At 48.9% G+C, this 17,967-nt stretch carries 16 protein-coding genes and 1 pseudogene; 7 read left to right on the top strand and 10 right to left on the bottom strand.

The annotated features are described in order from the left end of the window. Positions 1-46: 46 nt before the first annotated feature. The 10 genes and pseudogenes from HMPREF1250_RS08345 to HMPREF1250_RS08385 form a co-directional block, all read right to left on the bottom strand. Positions 47-331, bottom strand: a complete 285-nt coding sequence (locus HMPREF1250_RS08345; RefSeq protein WP_023054254.1) for a 4Fe-4S dicluster domain-containing protein — start codon at positions 329-331, stop codon at positions 47-49. A 1-nt stretch (position 332) separates the two neighbouring features. Beyond that, positions 333-1,628, bottom strand: a complete 1,296-nt coding sequence (locus HMPREF1250_RS08350) for an FAD-dependent oxidoreductase (RefSeq protein ID WP_023054240.1) — start codon at positions 1,626-1,628, stop codon at positions 333-335. Between the two features lie 78 nt (positions 1,629-1,706). Beyond that, positions 1,707-2,411 carry a ubiquinone/menaquinone biosynthesis methyltransferase gene (locus tag HMPREF1250_RS08355; RefSeq protein ID WP_023054249.1) on the bottom strand — a complete coding sequence of 235 codons (705 nt, stop codon included), beginning with the start codon at positions 2,409-2,411 and terminating at the stop codon, positions 1,707-1,709. Position 2,412: 1 nt separating this feature from the next. Next, positions 2,413-3,342: a prenyltransferase gene (locus HMPREF1250_RS08360; protein ID WP_231391305.1), complete on the bottom strand. Its 930-nt coding sequence runs from the start codon at positions 3,340-3,342 to the stop codon at positions 2,413-2,415. Then, positions 3,339-4,364: a polyprenyl synthetase family protein gene (locus tag HMPREF1250_RS08365; RefSeq protein WP_023054228.1), complete on the bottom strand. Its 1,026-nt coding sequence runs from the start codon at positions 4,362-4,364 to the stop codon at positions 3,339-3,341. Before HMPREF1250_RS08365 ends, HMPREF1250_RS08360 begins: the two co-directional genes overlap by 4 nt. A 34-nt stretch (positions 4,365-4,398) precedes the next feature. Continuing rightward, a pseudogene (gene ldhH / locus HMPREF1250_RS08370) lies at positions 4,399-6,432 on the bottom strand (L-lactate dehydrogenase (quinone) large subunit LdhH); the annotation flags it as partial. Further along, positions 6,402-6,563, bottom strand: coding sequence for a hypothetical protein (locus HMPREF1250_RS12085; protein WP_231391306.1), 162 nt, complete (start codon positions 6,561-6,563; stop codon positions 6,402-6,404). The gene HMPREF1250_RS12085 and the pseudogene ldhH, both read right to left, overlap by 31 nt. Positions 6,564-6,578: 15 nt before the next feature. Then, the gene (locus HMPREF1250_RS08375; RefSeq protein ID WP_023054250.1) at positions 6,579-7,124 is read right to left on the bottom strand and encodes a LutC/YkgG family protein; all 546 of its coding nucleotides are present in this window, start codon (positions 7,122-7,124) and stop codon (positions 6,579-6,581) included. 346 nt (positions 7,125-7,470) lie between these two features. After that, the gene (locus tag HMPREF1250_RS08380) at positions 7,471-8,871 is read right to left on the bottom strand and encodes an FAD-binding oxidoreductase (RefSeq protein WP_023054258.1); all 1,401 of its coding nucleotides are present in this window, start codon (positions 8,869-8,871) and stop codon (positions 7,471-7,473) included. 81 nt (positions 8,872-8,952) lie between these two features. Beyond that, positions 8,953-10,299: an MFS transporter gene (locus HMPREF1250_RS08385; protein WP_023054245.1), complete on the bottom strand. Its 1,347-nt coding sequence runs from the start codon at positions 10,297-10,299 to the stop codon at positions 8,953-8,955. Between the two features lie 93 nt (positions 10,300-10,392). On the opposite strand from HMPREF1250_RS08385, the gene HMPREF1250_RS08390 reads away from it, so the two are divergent. The 7 genes from HMPREF1250_RS08390 to HMPREF1250_RS08420 all read left to right on the top strand — a co-directional run bounded on the left by HMPREF1250_RS08390 (position 10,393) and on the right by HMPREF1250_RS08420 (position 17,766). After that, positions 10,393-11,163: an SDR family NAD(P)-dependent oxidoreductase gene (locus HMPREF1250_RS08390; protein ID WP_023054267.1), complete on the top strand. Its 771-nt coding sequence runs from the start codon at positions 10,393-10,395 to the stop codon at positions 11,161-11,163. Positions 11,164-11,493: 330 nt separating this feature from the next. Next, the gene (locus tag HMPREF1250_RS08395; RefSeq protein WP_023054237.1) at positions 11,494-12,489 is read left to right on the top strand and encodes a uroporphyrinogen decarboxylase family protein; all 996 of its coding nucleotides are present in this window, start codon (positions 11,494-11,496) and stop codon (positions 12,487-12,489) included. Positions 12,490-12,539: 50 nt separating this feature from the next. Then, complete coding sequence (locus HMPREF1250_RS08400) at positions 12,540-13,403, top strand: transporter substrate-binding domain-containing protein (RefSeq protein ID WP_023054239.1); 864 nt, start codon at positions 12,540-12,542, stop codon at positions 13,401-13,403. Between the two features lie 18 nt (positions 13,404-13,421). After that, positions 13,422-14,204 carry an amino acid ABC transporter permease gene (locus HMPREF1250_RS08405; RefSeq protein ID WP_023054256.1) on the top strand — a complete coding sequence of 261 codons (783 nt, stop codon included), beginning with the start codon at positions 13,422-13,424 and terminating at the stop codon, positions 14,202-14,204. 11 nt (positions 14,205-14,215) lie between these two features. After that, complete coding sequence (locus tag HMPREF1250_RS08410) at positions 14,216-14,920, top strand: amino acid ABC transporter permease (RefSeq protein ID WP_023054234.1); 705 nt, start codon at positions 14,216-14,218, stop codon at positions 14,918-14,920. A gap of 15 nt (positions 14,921-14,935) precedes the next feature. Beyond that, positions 14,936-15,691, top strand: a complete 756-nt coding sequence (locus HMPREF1250_RS08415) for an amino acid ABC transporter ATP-binding protein (RefSeq protein ID WP_196806866.1) — start codon at positions 14,936-14,938, stop codon at positions 15,689-15,691. 170 nt (positions 15,692-15,861) lie between these two features. Further along, on the top strand, positions 15,862-17,766 hold the full coding sequence (locus HMPREF1250_RS08420; RefSeq protein WP_023054257.1) for a sigma-54-dependent Fis family transcriptional regulator: 1,905 nt from the start codon (positions 15,862-15,864) through the stop codon (positions 17,764-17,766). The last annotated feature ends 201 nt before the right edge of the window (positions 17,767-17,967 follow it).

Here is a 17,967-nt window from a genome sequence, read left to right on the forward strand (position 1 = left end):
GAATTCAGATATACATCTGAATTCGTTTTTACATGTCGTATGGCGTTTAGCCCTGATGGTATTCGACACCCATGGAACCTTTCGGATGTTTCCAGCTCTTAACGCCCTTACCGCCGGAGATGACGCGGCACGTACCGCACTCCAAGCAGCCTTCATGATTGAAGACGAGGACGCCGTTGTCATAATGATATAAGTTTGCGGGACAGGCCATGACAAGACGATTGATTTCCTGCTCATCTTTGTAATCTTCGTGAATGAGAATGTGGGATTCCGCTTCGTCCGTCAGGAATTTAACAACACCTAATTTGTCATCTACACTCATTTTTGCCATTTTACATCGCCTCCCAAGCTTTTTTACCTAATGAGAACAGGCCGTTCAGACCGCCGTTGTTTGCCAGAACGCTCAAGGCGATCATCGGCAGGGCGACGGGGGTGCCGCCATCCACTTTATAAACCATGCTGGCGAAATCATCAGCCATCTTGGGGATATCGTTGAAAATCATATGATCTTCCAAGAGACCCGGCAAGTTCTGGTATTGCTTCATCAGTTTCATAATGAAGCTGTCATCAAGCATCTTGGTATAGACGGAGAGGCTTTCCTTGGAGAAGTCGCCGCGGTTTCTGGCGCTGATGACGGCTTCGCCGGCTAACCGGCCCGATTCGATGGCCAGGTCCATGCCGCGTACTGTATAGCCCAGGTTGACGACCATAGCGGCCGCATCGCCGGCGACGATGATACCGTCGCGAACGAGTTCAGGCATCATTTTCAGGCCGCCTTCCGTTACCAAATGGGCCGAGTATTCGACGAGCTTGCCGTCTTTGATGAAGGGGGCGATCGTCGGATGCGCTTTCATGCGTTCAACCATATCGGGAATGCTGACATCGACGCGGCCGATATCGTTGATTGTCGTTACGATACCGAGAGAGAGCGTCGATTTGTTCGTATAGATAAACCCGCCGCCTAAATTTCCCGATGTGGGATCGCCGGCGATCATCCAAGCGGCGCCGGCGGAACCGGACAAGCCGAAGCGATCGTTGATGACGTCTTCGCCGAGTTCAATGACTTCCTTTACGCCGACAGCCACGTCTTTGGCGTCCAGTTCCTGTTTCATGCCCAGCTGTTGGGCCAAAAGGGAGTTTACGCCGTCGGCGAGGATGACGACATCGGCATCCACTTCTTCACCGCCGCAGTTGATGCCGATCACTTTACCGTCTTCGACGATAATTTCATCGACAAGCTGTCCCGGAGCGACCATGGCGCCGGCTTCTTCCGCTTTGTCTGCCAGCCATTTATCAAACTTGGAACGAAGGACGGAATAGGATGGATATTTTAAGTTTTCCAGCTTGTCCGAGCTGTATTGGAAACTCAAAGCCCCCGATTCGGTCATGAGCGAAAGGCGTTCCTGCGTAATCTTGCGTTCAATCGGCGCTTCGTCGGCGAAGTTGGGGATCAGTTTTTCCAAGCTGTGGCCATACAGACGGCCGCCGCTGGAGTTTTTCGAACCGCAGAACTTGCCGCGTTCTACCAGCATGACGTCTAATCCGGCTCTGGCCATAGTCAGGGCTGCAGCAGAACCGGCCAACCCGCCACCGACTACTATGGCATCAAATTTTTCTTCACTACTCATATTTATTACCCTCCTTAACCATGTGGTTCATGATATAGTAATTTTTTATATGCTGTTACGTGGTACGTTGATAGGGTATTACGTTTTGTTTTTTCCCGTATGCATTGCACAGGCGCCGAATAAGACGCGCTTTATTTGTATATCGGTCAGACCGGCCTGTGTAAACAATGCCGCTAATTCGTTGATACTGATAAAGTCTTGTGTTGACTGCCAGAGCCAGGTGTATTCTTGACGATGGCGGAGGCCGCCGCCGATGACCGGCATCAAGTATTTGAAATACAGGGAATAGAACGGCTTGACGAGTGTTATGTCCGGCACGAAAGAGTCCAAACAATAGACGGCGCCGTTTTTCTTGACGACACGCGCCATTTCCCGCAATACTTGCAGGTAATCCGTCGTGTTGCGAAGTCCGAAAGAAATACATGCTGCAGAGAAGGCATTATCCTTGAATGGAAGATGCATGGCATCCCCCTGCAGCCAGCGAAGGTTCGGGCTGTTTTCCCCTTTTGCCCGTGCCAGCCGCAGCATGGCCGGTGAGAAATCAAGGCCCGTAATCATACAATCGGGTCTTGACCGCGCCAGCGCGACTGCAATATCACCGGTTCCGGTACAGACATCCAATATCGGACCGCCTGCTTCCGTTTCGTCCGCGATGCGGGCAATGAATTGTTTTTTCCACTTTCCCGACATCCCTAAGCTGATATACGTGTTGCCTTGGTCATACGTGCGGGAAATGCGTTCAAACACGGCGTAGACTTTTTCTTTTTTTGTTGCGTCAGTCATATCAGGAGAAGCCTCCTGTGATTGCTGCGGCAAAGCTGATCAAATAAGCGCCGTTTCCGAGCAAGTTGGCCAACACGATTCCTTTCATCTCCGCGACCCGTTGCGGCGCCGTTAAAGTGAAGCGAAGGAGACGGCGAAACGCCGGTCGGGCGAAGACGATCAGAAGGAGAAGGCTGCCAATGCCCCAGGCATGGGTATACCAGAAAGGGAGCAGGCAGAGCGTGGAGAACCATAATACAACGCAGCCGCGATAGAGCGTTAACGCCTTTTTTCTTCCCAATAAAACGGGCAGTGTGCGGCGGCAGGCCTGTTCATCTTTTTCCAAGTCACAGGTATTGTTCGTCAACATAATCAAGCCTATGCCGAGTATCAGGGGCAGCGCCGCCGGCAAGACCGCAGCGTGAAATGATTGGCTGGCGACGGCGACGACGCCCAAAGGAATCAGGCCTCCCATCGTCAGGCCGGAAATAAGTTCGCCGAGAGGCAAGTAGGATATGGGCAATCTGCCGCCTGAATAGGTGCAGACTGCCAGCGCGCCTGTCGCGCCGATGATCAGCGGAATCGGCCCGGCAGTTATGAGGACGGGGAAAACGATCAGAGCCGCTGCAAAAAGGTACGCAATTCCTAAATACAGCGCCTGTTTGACGGGAAAAGAGCCGTGCACGAGGACGGCGTCGGACTTTTCCAGAAAATCGTCTGCCGTGTCCGTTCCGTTGATAAAGTCGAAATAATCGTTCAGCGTGTTGACGGAAGCTTGCATGCAGATGCAGGCTGTGACGAGACAGAGCGCTGTGGGCAGCGGTAAAGCATAACCCTGTTGCAGGCAATACAGTTCTCCGAACAGGGCGGGATAAACGGAGGCGATCCAGGTATGCGGCGCCGCCAGATGCAAGGCGTCTGCTGGAGTCAACGATCGGGCGACTGCCATCATGCGGTTCCGAGCTTGCGGATGAGGGATTTTAGTTGCGGCAATACGTCCGCCGGAGGTAAGGAATTCAATATGGAATCAGCTTGTTTTTGATAATTATGAATGTACTCCCAAGCTCCGAGGATGCCGTCGTATGCTGTCAGAATCGCATAAATTTGCTGCATGTCGTTGTCCGAAAGATCACCTTCCCTATTCCGTTTTAGATAAGGGGAAAGGGCCTGTCTGCCTGCCGGGTTTTCCAATGTCAAGAGGATCGGCAAGGTGTAGATACCTTCCCGTACATCTTGGTGGGTGTTTTTTCCGATCAAGGTTCTGCTCGGCGTGAAGTCCAACAGGTCGTCGCGAATTTGGAACATATAGCCCAGGCATTCGCCGAAGGCTTCCAACCGATCGGCCAGGTCTTCGCTACAACCGCTTTCCACCGCTCCCATTCGACAACAGGCGCGGAACAAAGCTACCGTTTTTCCCCCGATGTTATGCAAATACTCATCAAGGGTGACTGTTTCTTTATAGAGGCAACGGGCCTGACCGATTTCGCCGGCGCACATTTCCGCTACGGCTTGAAAAAGGATGGAACCGGCATGGGTGAGTCCTTCTCGCATTACGTGTGAAGAAATGCGGCTCATGAGGAAATCGCCGGCATAAATGGCCGCGCTTTTTCCGTACTTACTCTGAATAGACGGATTCCCCCGTCTGAATGACGCGTTATCAATGATGTCATCGTGGATCAGAGAGGCGGAATGGGCTATTTCGACGATGGCAGCCAGTTTATACAACCGTTCCTGCGTATCGCCGTTATGCTTGCCGAAGGCGCCGGCCATCAGCAGCAGGCGGGGGCGCAGCATCTTCCCCGCCGAAGATGCCGCCTCCTCCAAGATAGCGCCGGTTTCCGTTCCGGCAAAGGGGTGTTGCGTATAAATCTTTATATATTCTTTTACCTTTTGAATCTGTTCATCGTGAATACAGGCAAATAGTTTCGGCATCAACTTTCTGTGACTGTTTTCTAGAATCGTTTGGTTGATCATTATGCTCTATTCACCTTTCTGAGGGTTGCAGCGATCATCCCTTGTTTCGTTTTTCGACGAGAATTTGTGCCGTATGTTTAACTTTGATGTGTCCTAAATTGCGAGCATCCAAACCGCCTTGAATCTGGAGCAGGCACCCGGGGCAGTCCACTGCGACTACGTCAGCATTTGAAGCGACGATGTTGTTGATTTTTTCTTCCAAGATCGGTGCGGACATTTCCGGGTATTTGATCGAATAAGAACCGCCGAAGCCGCAGCATTTATCACAGTTTTCCATTTCGCACAATTCGACGCCTTTGGTGTTTTTAAGCAATTCGCGTTGTTCTTCCGTTACGCCCATGAACCGTTTCATATGGCACGAGTCGTGATAGGTGATCTTCAGCGGTTCACCGTCTCCGTTGTCGGGAAGACCGCCGAGCATGTGTAGCAATTTGGAGAAGTCGAAGGTCTTTTTGCTTAATTCTTCGGCCCGTTTCAGCATTTCCGGTTCATCTTTAAAGTAGTCTTTGTAATCGCGGAGCGCATGTGTACATGTCGGACAGGCCGAGACGATATAATCATATTTTTCTGCTTCCATCGCTTCAATGTTCATTTCGGCAGCTTTCTTCGAGTTGCCGGAATCGCCCATGTAAGCGGCAGGAGCACCGCAGCAGGCTTGTCCTAAGGGCATTTCGACAACGTATCCGGCCATGTTGAGCGCTTTGACGACAGACGTGGCGATATCAACGTATACGAAATCAAGGAGACAGCCCGTAAAGATAGCGATCTTGCCCTTCGGATTCGGAACGTCCTGCTTGATTGTAGGCAGCACATCGCGGAACGGCTGCAGCGCAATGCCGGGGAGACTGCGTCCTGAAGTCAAGCCGGATAAGAACATCGGCAAGTGGCGGATCATCGGTTGATCTTTCGTAAGCGCTCCTTGCGCGACGGAGGCGATACGCAGCATGGAATGGAAGAGATGGCGGTCGGCTACCGTATCGAGACAGAACTTATGAATCGGATTCAGGCCATCTTCATTTGCATATTTTGTGCGCAGCTTTAAGATCATGCCGGCAATGTCGAGCTTACCGCCGCAGAAGGTGTTGCAGGCGCCGCACTGGAGACAGATGTTCTGAATATCTTTGCCGCGTTCGCGGCTGTTCAGGAAGCTTGTCAGCAGCGTGCCGATACCGCCGGTATAGATGCTGCCGCCGTAAACGTGTCCGCCGACAAGACGGAAAGCGGGACAGACATTCAGACAGGCTGCGCAACGGATGCAGCAGAAAATATCTTTATAGTCTTCATCGGCAATGATTTGACGGCGTTCCGGCGTATCAAGGATGATGATGTTGAAATCTTTTGTTTCTCTCGTGTCGTTTTCGGGATCGGTAACAACTTGGGAAGCTCCCGTGTAGAACGATAAGTACGTCGTAATATTCTGGGCGGTGCCGTTACGAGGCAAAACCTTGAAAATATAGCGGATATCGCTCATTTTTGCAACGAATTTTTCGATACCGAAAATATACAGGTGCATTTTCGGCATTGTGCCGACCATACGGCCGTTGCCTTCGTTAGTCATGGTAATGACGGTACCTGTTTCGGCGACGGCGACGTTGGCGCCGGACACGCCCATTTCCGCTTCAAAGAATTTAGGACGCATAACGCGGCGAGACGTCTTTACTTCTTCGGAAATAATAGGCTCTTCTTTTTCTTTGGTGTAAGATGTGAACAGATCGGCGACGTCTTCTTTAGAATAGTGGATAGCCGGCATAACCATGTGGGACGGCGTATCTCCGGCAATGGAGTTGATAAATTCACCCAAGTCGGTTTCCTGTGCCGTAATACCGGCCGCTTCAAAACCCTGATTGAAATGCATTTCTTCAGAAGCCATGGATTTTGATTTTACAACTAACTTGACATTGTTGTCCTTCGCCAGTTTTAAGGCATAATCAAAGGCTTCCTGGGGAGAGTGGGCGACAAATACCTTCGCGCCGTTTGCCGTGGCGTTTTTGGTGAATTCGGCAATCATTTCGTCCATGTGATCGCGGGCGTACGATTTTACTTCATATACTTTTTCACGCAACGCTTCGAAATCATATCCTTTGTAAACACGTTCGCGATTGTTCGGATATGCAGTTGTAAAGTTTTTTTAACGCTTTTTTGCAAAGGAGCGCTGTCCATGGCACGCTCGATTTCCTGTTTCAGTAATTCATTAGACATGTCCTGTTCCCTCCCTTACTCATCTTCCACAACGATAACGGAATATTGCCGCGGGCCGTGAACCCCTACGGTGCCGACGCATTCAATATCGGCTGTTCGGCTCGGCCCCGTAATGATGCCTGCGAAGCGCGGGAACGGTTTGGTGTCGGCCATGATATCGATCATGGTGTCAAAATTGTCGACGATTTTGGAAAGTTTAATAATACCGACATAAACGTCAGATACGATTTCCACGATGCGAGTGTCGATATTATCTTCCATTTTAACGATGGAGCCTAAATTTGCGATGCCGAAATCCGCTTCCGTGACGCCGCCTTTGTCGTTCGGCGCGTTTTTTCGTAAGTGGTCCGTGTCTACTTTGATACCTGCCGCTTTTAATGCCGCTGCTGCGCCGGCTTCTTTCAGGAGCTCAGACTCAACGAGTGCGACGCTTTGCGTATCTTTTTCTTGGAAAATTTTTGTCAGCGTTGCGGCTAATTCCGATTTTTTAGCCAGATAACATTCTCCGCTTACACTGGTCAAGCCTTTTTGGAATGCGTCATACAATACATCCTTGTCCATTTTCACACCTCTTTTTAAAAAATATGTAACAAAACAATAAAAACAAGCTGATATGTTATTAGCATAACAGTTTTATGTCTTTGAAGCAATTAATATACATAAACAAGTAATATTAATTACATATAGGAATGAGAAAAAGGATGCTTTTTTTGCATAGTTAAAAATACACCCCCATATGGGGGTGTATTTTTTTAATTGAATTCCAGAAAAATTACGTATGAAGCGTTAGGAAATCTAAAATTAACAGACAAACATAGGAATAAAACAAAAATGTTTTAAAAATATAATTAAAATTACATTTTGTAATAAACACTGAAAGCGTAGATAATAAATGATGAAGAGATGCTCAAATAATGAATAATTTACCAGGATTTAGTATATAATTAGGGTCAAATGCATATTTAATCATCTTCATTAGCCAGAGCTCACCTTGCGGTGTGAATTGCTCCATGTACCGCAGTTTTTTGGCGCCGATACCGTGTTCTCCAGCGAGACGCCCTCCTGCCCGGTAGGCATAGGCGTAGACTTGCTGGTGAAATTCTTCAACGGCTTTTTCCCAGGTTGCGTCGTCCATATCCATTTTACAGAGAACGATGTGAAGGTTTCCATCACCGATATGGGCGTTAATTTTGACTTCAAACGGATACTTCTCGCCGATTTCCATAATGGCTTCGATCGTATCGGCTATTTTATGGACGGGAACAACGACGTCATCGGTCAGAAATATCTTGCTGATCCGTTCTACCGAAGTCTGACAGTTGCGGCGCATATTCCAGACTCTGTCGTCGGCTTCGAGAACTTCGACGGCGCCGGAGTTTTCGCAGACAGTACAAACTGTCTCCATCTTCGCATCAAGGTCGTCTTCGCGGAATGTTTCCACTGTAATGATGACGTAAACACCGTCTTCATAGTGGGGCATATCGCTGTATTGGCAGTAGTCGGCGCAGCCGCGTACATAGGAATTATCCATATATTCGACGCTTGTCGGATCAATGCCGGCTTTCAGGAGAGAAGGGACCATATGAAGAGCTTTTTTCGGGTCCGTGTAGATGGCGAGAACGTCAAAGCGATGTGGCGGCAACGGTGTCAGCTTGACTGTTACTTTTGTAATGATGCCCAATGTTCCTTCGCTGCCGATAATGAGCTGCTCCAGGCTGTACCCGGTCGTGCATTTTTTTAACGTAGCGCCGACTTCGACGATTTCGCCTAAGGGCGTGACTACTTCCAAACTGTATACCTGATGCCGCGTGACGCCATAGCGGACGGCCTTGAGGCCGCCGGCGTTGGTGGCGAGATTGCCGCCGATGAGGCAGCTTTCCGCGCTGGACGGATCGCCGGCATAAAGAAGTCCTGATGCATGGGCGAGGCGCTGCAGGTCGACAGTGCGAACACCGGCTTCGACGGTCATATAGAGACCTTCTTCATTTAGCTCGATGATTTTATCAAGTCGTTCCATGAGGAGGACGAGTCCGCCGCAGACGGGAATCGCACCGTCTGCCAGACTTGTGCCGCCGCTGCGAACGGTAATGGGAAAATGACAGGTGTTGGCAAGCTTGACGATAGCGGCGATTTCTTCGGCCGAACCGGGAAAAACGGCGGCTTCAGGCAAATGGAAGAGACGCGGGTCCGTTTCGTAATCCGTCTCGTAGGTAACGAGCAGATCTTTGTCGGTTTTTACATAATTGGCGCCGACGATGGTCTTTAACTGATGAATAATTTCTTCTGTAATAGGTTGGTATGTTTTCAATGGAAGTCCCCCTTCGGTCATCAAATATTGTCCCTATTTTACCATGATTTTTGGTGAATGCAATTCCCGTGCCGGCGATTTTTAATCGACGCGTGGGCTTTTTTTGCCGCGGCATAGGGAAGCGAAGACAGCCAGTGCGCAGAGTCCGGTGAAGATCAGAAACGAAGAACGGACGGTTGCGGCGACGGCGACGCCGTATGCGGCTGTACCGGCGGTCGCATGGAAAATGAAGGTAACGATGGCCATGCTCATGGCTTGCCCGCAATTCCGGACCAGTGCGAGTACACCTGAGGCTGTTCCCCGATGATCTACCGGTACGGCGCCCATAATGGCGCTGTTGTTTGGAGCGCCGAATAAGGCGGCGCCGATGCCGATGAGAATGAGATTGGCCGCCGTCATCGCTACCGTTGGCGCAGCGGTGAAAGCGAAGGCGGACAGTCCCGCTGTAGTAACGGCAATCCCAATGGAGGCGATCAAACGAGGCCCGTAACGATCTGCCAAATCACCGGCTTTCGTTGATAAGGCGGCCATAAGCAACGGCTGAATCAGCAGGATGAGTCCCGATGACAGCGGTGTCAGTTGCAAGACGAGTTGCAAGTAGAGAGAAAGCAAAAAGGAGATACCGTAAGTGGCGTTGTACTGGATAAGAGCAGCCGCATTGGACATAGTGAAGGTCAGATTGCGGAACAGGAAGAGCGGCAGCAGCGGATAGGCGCACCGTTTTTCATGCAAGATAAAAAGGGCGAGCAGAAGTATGCCGGCGCCGCAGGGAACATAAGACTCGGAAATATGAGAGAGGCCGTAAAGAAAAAAGGTGATCGACGTAACGGCGAGGACGCTGCCGGGAAAATTGACGTACGGAACGGTGCGGGAATACCATTCCGCTCGGACTGGAAACAGAAGAAACAGACTGCTGAGCTGGAACGCAAAGGCGAGGATAAAAATACTGCGCCAGCCTGAAAATTGCGTCAAAAATCCGCCTGCAACGGGACCGCACGATAAGCCGAGATAGGTCAGGGAGACGGCGATTCCCAGCCGGCGACCGTAATGGGCTTCGTCGGTGACGGCAAGGAGAATCGGCATATAAGTAACATAGATAGCGGTCAGCGCCGTGCCCTGGACGATGCGGCAAATGATGAGCCACTCTATGGAAAAGGAGGCTGCTGCTGTCAATGTGGAAAGGGCAAATACGGCCAAGGAGACCGTGTAGGTCTTGCGTCGGCCTTTTAAGTCGGCTAATTTGCCGAAAGGCAGCAGGAACGCCGCGGAAGCGATGAGGAAGGAAGTCACTACCCAGCCGAGCGTATCTGCAGGAGCGGAGAATTCGCTGCTGATGGCGGGTATGGCGATATTGATGGCTGTCGACAAATACGAACCGATAAAGGCGGTAATATAGATGGCGAGGGATACTCTTTTTTCATCGGACATGATGAAAGCACCGTCCTTTCTGCGTTGCTTTCATTATACCATCGGACAAAGGATTTTCTTATGGTATACTCAGTCAAAAAGGGAGGAGATCACATGGATTTAGGATTGGAAGAGAAGATAGTCGTCATTACCGGCGGCAGTGCGGGAATCGGTTATGCTGCAGCCAAATTTTTCGCCGCAGAAGGGGCGCGAGTTATCATCTGCGGCCGTCGCCTGGAGGTTCTGGAACAGGCTGCCGCTTCGCTGGGAAGCAAGGTGCTGCCTTTTCGGGCTGATGTTACCTGTGCAGCTGATGTTGCGTCTTTAGGCGACTATGTTTGGCAGCGATTCGGCGTTCTCGATGTATGGGTAAATAATGTCGGGGCGACCATCGCCCGCGCCGGTCAGTGGTATACGGAAGCTGAAATTGATGCGACTTATGCCGTTAATTTCAAATCCGTCGTCATGGGCAGTCAGATCGCGGCGTCTTATATGATCCGTCGAGGCGGCGGCGTCATTATCAACGTAGCCTCGTTAGCTGCGCGCTGTGCGTCTTCAGGCCGGGCCTCTCTTTACGGTCCGCTGAAATCGGCTGTCGTCAATTATACGAATACCTTTGCCGGTGAAGTGGCGGCGCAGGGGATACGTGTTGTTGCCGTTATGCCGGGGTTTACGGCGACACCGCTGGCAAAAACGACGATTGCGCCGGCAGAATTTTCCGAACAGAGTCGCCTCTGTCTGCTGCATCGGGCTGCGGCGCCGGAAGAAATCGCGGCGCCGATTGTCTTCTTGGCGAGTGACAGAGCGGCTTATATCACATCGACGGCAGTGGAAATTTCCGGCGGTCGCAGCACCGTTCTTAATCCTAATTATTCATATGAGTAATAGAACACATGAACAAATGGAATTTGACTGGTTGAAAAATAAAGTGTACCATTACCGTAAACATTGAATGCAATGACCGAAACAAGTACACCTACAAAGTCATCCAGAGAGCGCAGGTCAGCGGCTGAGAGCCTGCACAGAAAGCGGCGTAGGATGGAATGCCTTCGGGAGCAGGAAGATTGAACACCAGTAGATCTTTCCGGTTGGCCGCGTTAGAGGCTGTTGAGTACAGTCCTGGTGACTGTAAGCAGAGTGGAACCGCGGGCCACCGTCTCTGTATGAGGAGACGGTGGCTTTTTTGTGTTCATTTATCATGAGGGGGAGTTTACGATGATAACGAAAAAAGAATTGGTGCTGGCAGCGATGGACAATAAACCGACGGAGCGGGTACCGGTCGGATTTTGGTTTCATTTCCTGGCAGATGAGATCGGCACCAACGCCTTCAGGCAGCCTGTATACACGGAACAGTTGTTGGCAGGCGAGGTCGAGTATATCGAACGGGCTAAACCGGATTTTGTCAAAATCATGACGGACGGTTTTTTTCCATATGAAAATGAAACGGTCCGTCATCTTCACAGTGCCGCTGATTTCCGCAACATCAGACCGCTGGCCGATGATGATCCGTGGTTTACGCAGCAGATCGCATATGCCCGTCGGTTGACCGATCGTTTCGGCGCCGATCTCGCCATGTTTTATAATCTCTTTTGCGCGGCAACGACGATCCGTTTTATGCAGCCTGATTGGACGAAGGGGGAAGCCTTTCTGGCTGAGGCGATACGGGAAGATGCCGATAGCGTCCGGTACGGCTTTGATATTATTTCCGATGATCTGGCGAAATTAGCCAAACGGCTGGTTACGGAAGCCAAGGTGACAGGGATTTATTTCGGTCTTCAGAATATTCTGGGCAAAGGCATGACGAAGGAAACCTATGCTGCCGTCGCTGCGCCGGGGGAAAAGAAAATCCTTGCCGCCGCCAACAGCGTCAGCGCTTACCATATTTTGCATATATGCGGCTATGCCGGTCATCGTAATGACTTGACATGGTACACCGATTATTATGTGAAAACCGTCAATTGGGCAGCTGTCGTCGAAGGGATCCATTTGGAAAAAGGTCGGAAACTGTTTGGAGATCGCGCCGTTCTCGGCGGTTTCGGCAATTTGGACACAGACGTCTTATATAAGGGTTCTAAAGAAGAAGTGGAAGCCGAAACGAAACGGATTTTAGCTCAGGCGGGAAGACAAGGCGTCATTCTCGGCGCCGATTGCACCGTTCCGCGCAATACGGATTGGCGACGCTTTGACTGGGTAAGAGATGCGGCGAAATAAGTCGCAGATGATTCAACGGGAATACGGTATAGTTACAAGGGGGATTTATAATGAAAATCAACAAATGGGGTAAGACAATCTTAATAGCCGCATTAGCCGGTATTGTCGCGGCGGGGCTCGCAGGCTGCGGCAAGAAAGCTGACGGCGATCGGGCGGCGACAGGTGGAAAACGTGTGATCAATGTGGCGTACACGAACTATTACGTGCCCTATGATTTCGTTAACGCAAACGGAGAAGCGGACGGTTTTGAAGTGGCCGTCATGAAAGAGGTAGCTAAAAAGTTGCCGCAGTATGAATTCAAATTTACGCCGACGTCGGATGACGATTTGCTTATCGGCGTCGAATCAGGTAAGTATCAGGTCGGGACGAAAGGGATCTGGAAGACGGATGCGCGGATGAAAAAATATGTCTTCCCTAAAAATTATATCGGAGCCAGCGTTATCGGCTTGGTTATCCGTAAAGACACGGCTCAGCAGATTAAGGATATGGATTCTTTTGCCGCTTTCAGCGGGAAGCTAGTGCCGATTGCACCGCAAGATGCTCGCTATATGGTGATTGAAAACTATAATAAAGCTCACAGTGATCGGCCGATTCAGCTGAAATCATCGGAAGCGTTCCAGATCGCCGATGCCTATTCGTGGGTCATGGAAGGCCGTTACGACGGATATCTTGAAGTGGAATTGAGTTACAAAAATAACATTGAAAAAGCTGACGCGCCGTATCATCAGTTTGCCGACGCGCTGACATACCTGCGGTATAAAGGGATTCCGACATATCCCCTCTTTAACAAGAAGGAACAACAACTCGCCGATGACTATGACAAGGCCATTCAGGAACTTCGCGATGAAGGAAAAATCGCCGAGTTGGAACAGCAGTATTTCGGTGAAAGCATGTCGCAATATATCAGCGAATAAGGCAAAGGGGGACGGGAGATGGATACGAGACCTTTTGATCCGTCAGTTATCTTTTCAACAATGCCGGAAATGCTGCCGTATTTGACGGTTACTCTCGGCGTCGCCGCCGTCAGTATCCTCTTGGGATCTTTGCTGGGCGGGGCGTTGGCTTGGGGGAAACTCGGCAAGCAGCGTCTTTGGCGGTACTTGGCAAACGGCTATACATATATTATGCGCTGCACGCCGTCTATCGTTTTGCTGTTTATCGTTTTTTACGGCTTGCCCCGCTTAGTGGAGGCTGTCGTTGATTATGATTTGAATGGCATGAACCGCGCCGTTTTTGCCGTTATTACCTTTACTTTACTTTTCGGCGCGTATATCTCCGAAGTATTTCGGGCTGCGTATACTGCCGTGCCGAAGGGGCAGTATGAAGCTGCCGTCAGCGTCGGTCTGTGGCCGCGGAGTGCGGTGCTGCAGGTTATGTTGCCGCAGGCGGCGGTAATCGCCTTGCCGAATTTCAGTAATGCCGTCATTAATTTACTGAAAGAAGGGGCTCTGGCGTATACGATCGGTCTGATTGACCTGTTGGGGAAGGGGAATTTGCTTATTGCCCAAAACTTCGGCGCCTACGGAATAGAGATTTACATGGCTTGTATGATTATTTACTGGGTCGTTACGACGCTTATCGGCAAGTGTCTGCTGGCCTTGGAACGACGCCTGGATAAAGGACAGACGCTGCAGGCGACGGCGTCCGGTCAAAATAAGGAGCGTCGGCAGAAGTCTTCAGTGCCGCTTTTTGATCGGATGACGGCCGTTAAGTAAGGAGGGTGGGCATGGAACTTGATTATACGTTTATGAGCGAAACTTTTTATAAAGTATGGGAAGGAGCGGCGGTGACATTGGAGCTGACGTTTCTGACGCTTCTTATTGCGGCTCCGATTGCGCTGTGTATGGCCGTATTACGAATCAAAGGACATGTTGCAGGCAGCGCTTTCACGAAGGCTTACATTTCCGTCGTTCGCGGCACGCCGATTGTCTTGCAAATACTGCTGCTGTACAGTCTTTTGCCGAGCTTTTTGAACTGGCTCGTCAAAGCCGCCGGTTCCACGTTTAACGTTTTTGACGGAATCGATCCCTTTTGGTATGCCGTCGCTGTTTTCTCGCTGAATACGATCGCCTTGCTGGCCGAGGGTTTTCGTTCGGCGTTGTTGAGTATTTCCAAAGGGCAACTGGAAGCCGGCGTTGCTACCGGCTTATCCGAATTTCAAACGTATCGCTATGTTATTCTGCCGCAAGCCTTTGTCGTGGCGCTGCCTGCAGTTTGCAACATTACGGTAAACCTGATCAAAGGCACGTCCCTAGCCTTTTTGATGACCGTCAAAGATGTCATGGCCGTCGGCAAAATAGCCGCGTCTTATGGCTACAACTACATTGAGGCATATTTAGATGTTTTTCTCGTTTATATTGTTATTTGTACGGTGATACAACTGGTCTACGCGTTTGTCGAACGGCGCATGGGGTTGTTCCGTACGGCCTAGGAGGCTGTCGCTATGATCATGTCCATAAAAGGTGTATATAAAAAATTTGCGGATTTGGAGGTGCTGAAAGGTGTCTCCATGGAAATCGGTAAAGGCGACGTCGTTGTTATTTTGGGGCCGAGCGGATCCGGAAAAACGACGTTTCTGCGCTGCCTGAATTTTCTCGAACAGGCCGATGCCGGCACGATGGATTTCGCCGGGCTGCACCTGGATCTGCGTCACGCCGGCGGCGACGAGATCCGCAAGGTGCGGCAAAGGACGGCGTTCGTGTTCCAGGGATATAATCTCTTTGCGAATAAAACGGTATTGGAAAACGTTACGCTCGGCCTGACCGCCGGGCGAGGGATCAAGCAAGCCGAGGCGAAAGCCAGCGCTATGAAAGCTTTGGAAAAGGTAGGTCTTGCCGATCGGGCCGCTTATTATCCGTCTCAGCTGTCAGGCGGACAGCAACAGCGCGTCGGCATTGCGCGGGCGATTGCCGTGAAGCCGGACGTCATCCTCTTCGACGAACCGACATCTGCCCTTGATCCTGAATTGGTCGGTGAAGTATTGAAAGTCATGAAAGATTTAGCTGATGAAGGAACGACGATGATTGTGGTTACGCACGAAATGAAGTTCGCTCGAGACGTGGCCAGTCGCGTCATCTTCATGGCTGACGGCAACATTGTGGAAGAAGGATCGGCAGCAGATCTTTTTGAACATCCGCAGGAAGAACGGACGCGGCGGTTTTTACGTCGTATTCTCCAGCGTGATTATGGAGATGCTGTGTGAGCGTATCAGATTGCTTTGTATAATGATTGGTAAAAAGGATTCGGCTGAGGCTGAATCTTTTTTTATATTGCTTTTATGTAAAACAAGGCAACTCCTTTTTTTAGTAGTATAATATTTAAAGAAATAAGGTCATGATAAAAATAATATAATCATAATTGAAAGGATTGTATATGAAGAGAATTTTGCTTTTATCTCCATCACAACGGTTAGCGGAAGACGCGGAAAAGATAATTGATGAACAAAGTTTGGATGTAGAGGTATGTTTTAGTACGGTTCCGGATATACATAAAAATGTTATGAATGCTGTTGCTCAGGGCGTTAGAGTTATCATCAGCCGTCGAGGTATGGCGCGTATTATAAAGCAGATGTTTGATATACCGGTAATAACGATCGAGTTTACAAGTAATAGTTATGTTCGAATTTTTGAATGTATCAAAGGGATAAAAGGGAAAATCGCGTTTTTTTCATTGGGGGATGTACCCGGAACGGTGAAAATACTTGGTGCAATGTTGAATCTGGACATAAGATACTATTATTTTACTGATGAAGAAACTGCTGAGATGGCAGTGAAAAACGCGGCTGAAGATGGGTGCATAATTGGGGTTGGAGGCTCATTGACGGTATTGTATTCCGGTAAGTATAATTTGGAATACCATATTTTGGATAATTCGAGAGAAGATATCGAAATGGCGCTGGATTCAGCTCATCAAGTGTTAAAATCAACATTAGCTGAAGAAAAGAGACGAAAAAGTCTTCAAGTTCATATTCAAAGATATGAAACTATTTTTAATTATACGCACGACGGCATTATTGCAGTTGATCGGGACGGCATCATAGAAGTTGTCAATAGGCAGGCAAGCGATATGTTGGGATTGGGGGATGATTCATATAAAGGAAAGTATATTGAAGAAATGCTTCCCGAAACGAAACTAATGACGACCTTGAGAAATGGCGAAGTTGAGTTAGATGAACTGATGCGCGTCGGCAATGATATTATTATTACAAACCGAGTTCCCATTAAAATTGACAATCGTGTAGAAGGTGTCGTAGCAACATTCAGAGATATTGATTCCGTCCGTGTCAGCGAACAAAAAATACGCAGTAATTTGCGAAAAAAAGGAATTGCTGCGAAGTATCGTTTTTCAGATATTATAGGAGAGTCCGTAGTTCTAAAGAGAACACTTCGCATAGCGAAAAGTTATGCTAAAACTGATGCGCCCATTTTACTGGTGGGAGAAATAGGAACAGGGAAAGAAATATTTTCTCATGCGATACATCAAGCTAGTGCTAGAAGAAATGCGCCGTTTGTTACGGTGCATTGCATGCATTCTCAGTCTGATCGTCTTTTGGCTGAACTCTACGGGGTTGAGGGAGATAATAAAGGGAATGAAATAAGAGAAGGTGCGTTCGAACTTGCTCATGGCGGGACTCTTTTTCTCGATATGATTGATGCTGCATCTGAAGAGATACAATCTCAGATTCTTCGCGTTATAGAAAGTAAAGAGGTGAGAAGACTGGGAGGGAAAAGCATCATTCCTATTGATGTACGAATTATTGCGTCAGTTCATGCGAATATACTGGAAGAAATCAGAGAAGGGAAATTTTTGGAAGAATTAACATATGCAATTAACACGTTAACTTTAAAGCTACCGCCGCTACGGCAAAGAGATCGCGACTATTATTTGCTTTGCGAATACGGATTCCGTAAAAAACTTAAAGAAGAATTTAATCAATATCGAGAGGATATTCGCATTTTGGAAGACTTTTTTGCTGATTATCCATGGCGAGGTAATGTTAGGGAATTGTTTAACTTAGTAGAGAGAGCAGCAATTTTGCTGGAGAACAGGATGTCTGCCGAAGAAATAATTACGACGTTTCCAGCCAATGGGGCTAAGGAAAGTAGCAGCATGCTCAATGACGTAACCTTGGGTAAATGGAATAAAAGCAGTATCGTAGAAGCTTTGTCACTGAATAAATTAAATGTTTCGAGGACGGCACGACAGCTTGGCTGCAGCCGTAGTACGTTATACAAAAAAATGGAAGAACTGAATATTAAAGTAACAAACATTAAATGAAAGAGCTGAAAATATTGATTGAATACATAATAGTATAGAGGTCATGCTAAAAAGAGTCTAATCCGGCAAATCATCCGGATTAGACTCTTTTTAGTTTCGTAAAAATTTTCAGATAAATGTTATTGCGCAATAAAAGGGTTTGGCAGGACTGGGGCTTTCCATTGTTGTAATGACGGTACTTGATGATTCTATTTGTAATGA

The organism is Megasphaera vaginalis (ex Srinivasan et al. 2021) (assembly GCF_000478965.1).
GTDB classification, from domain to species: Bacteria; Bacillota; Negativicutes; order Veillonellales; family Megasphaeraceae; genus Megasphaera; species Megasphaera vaginalis.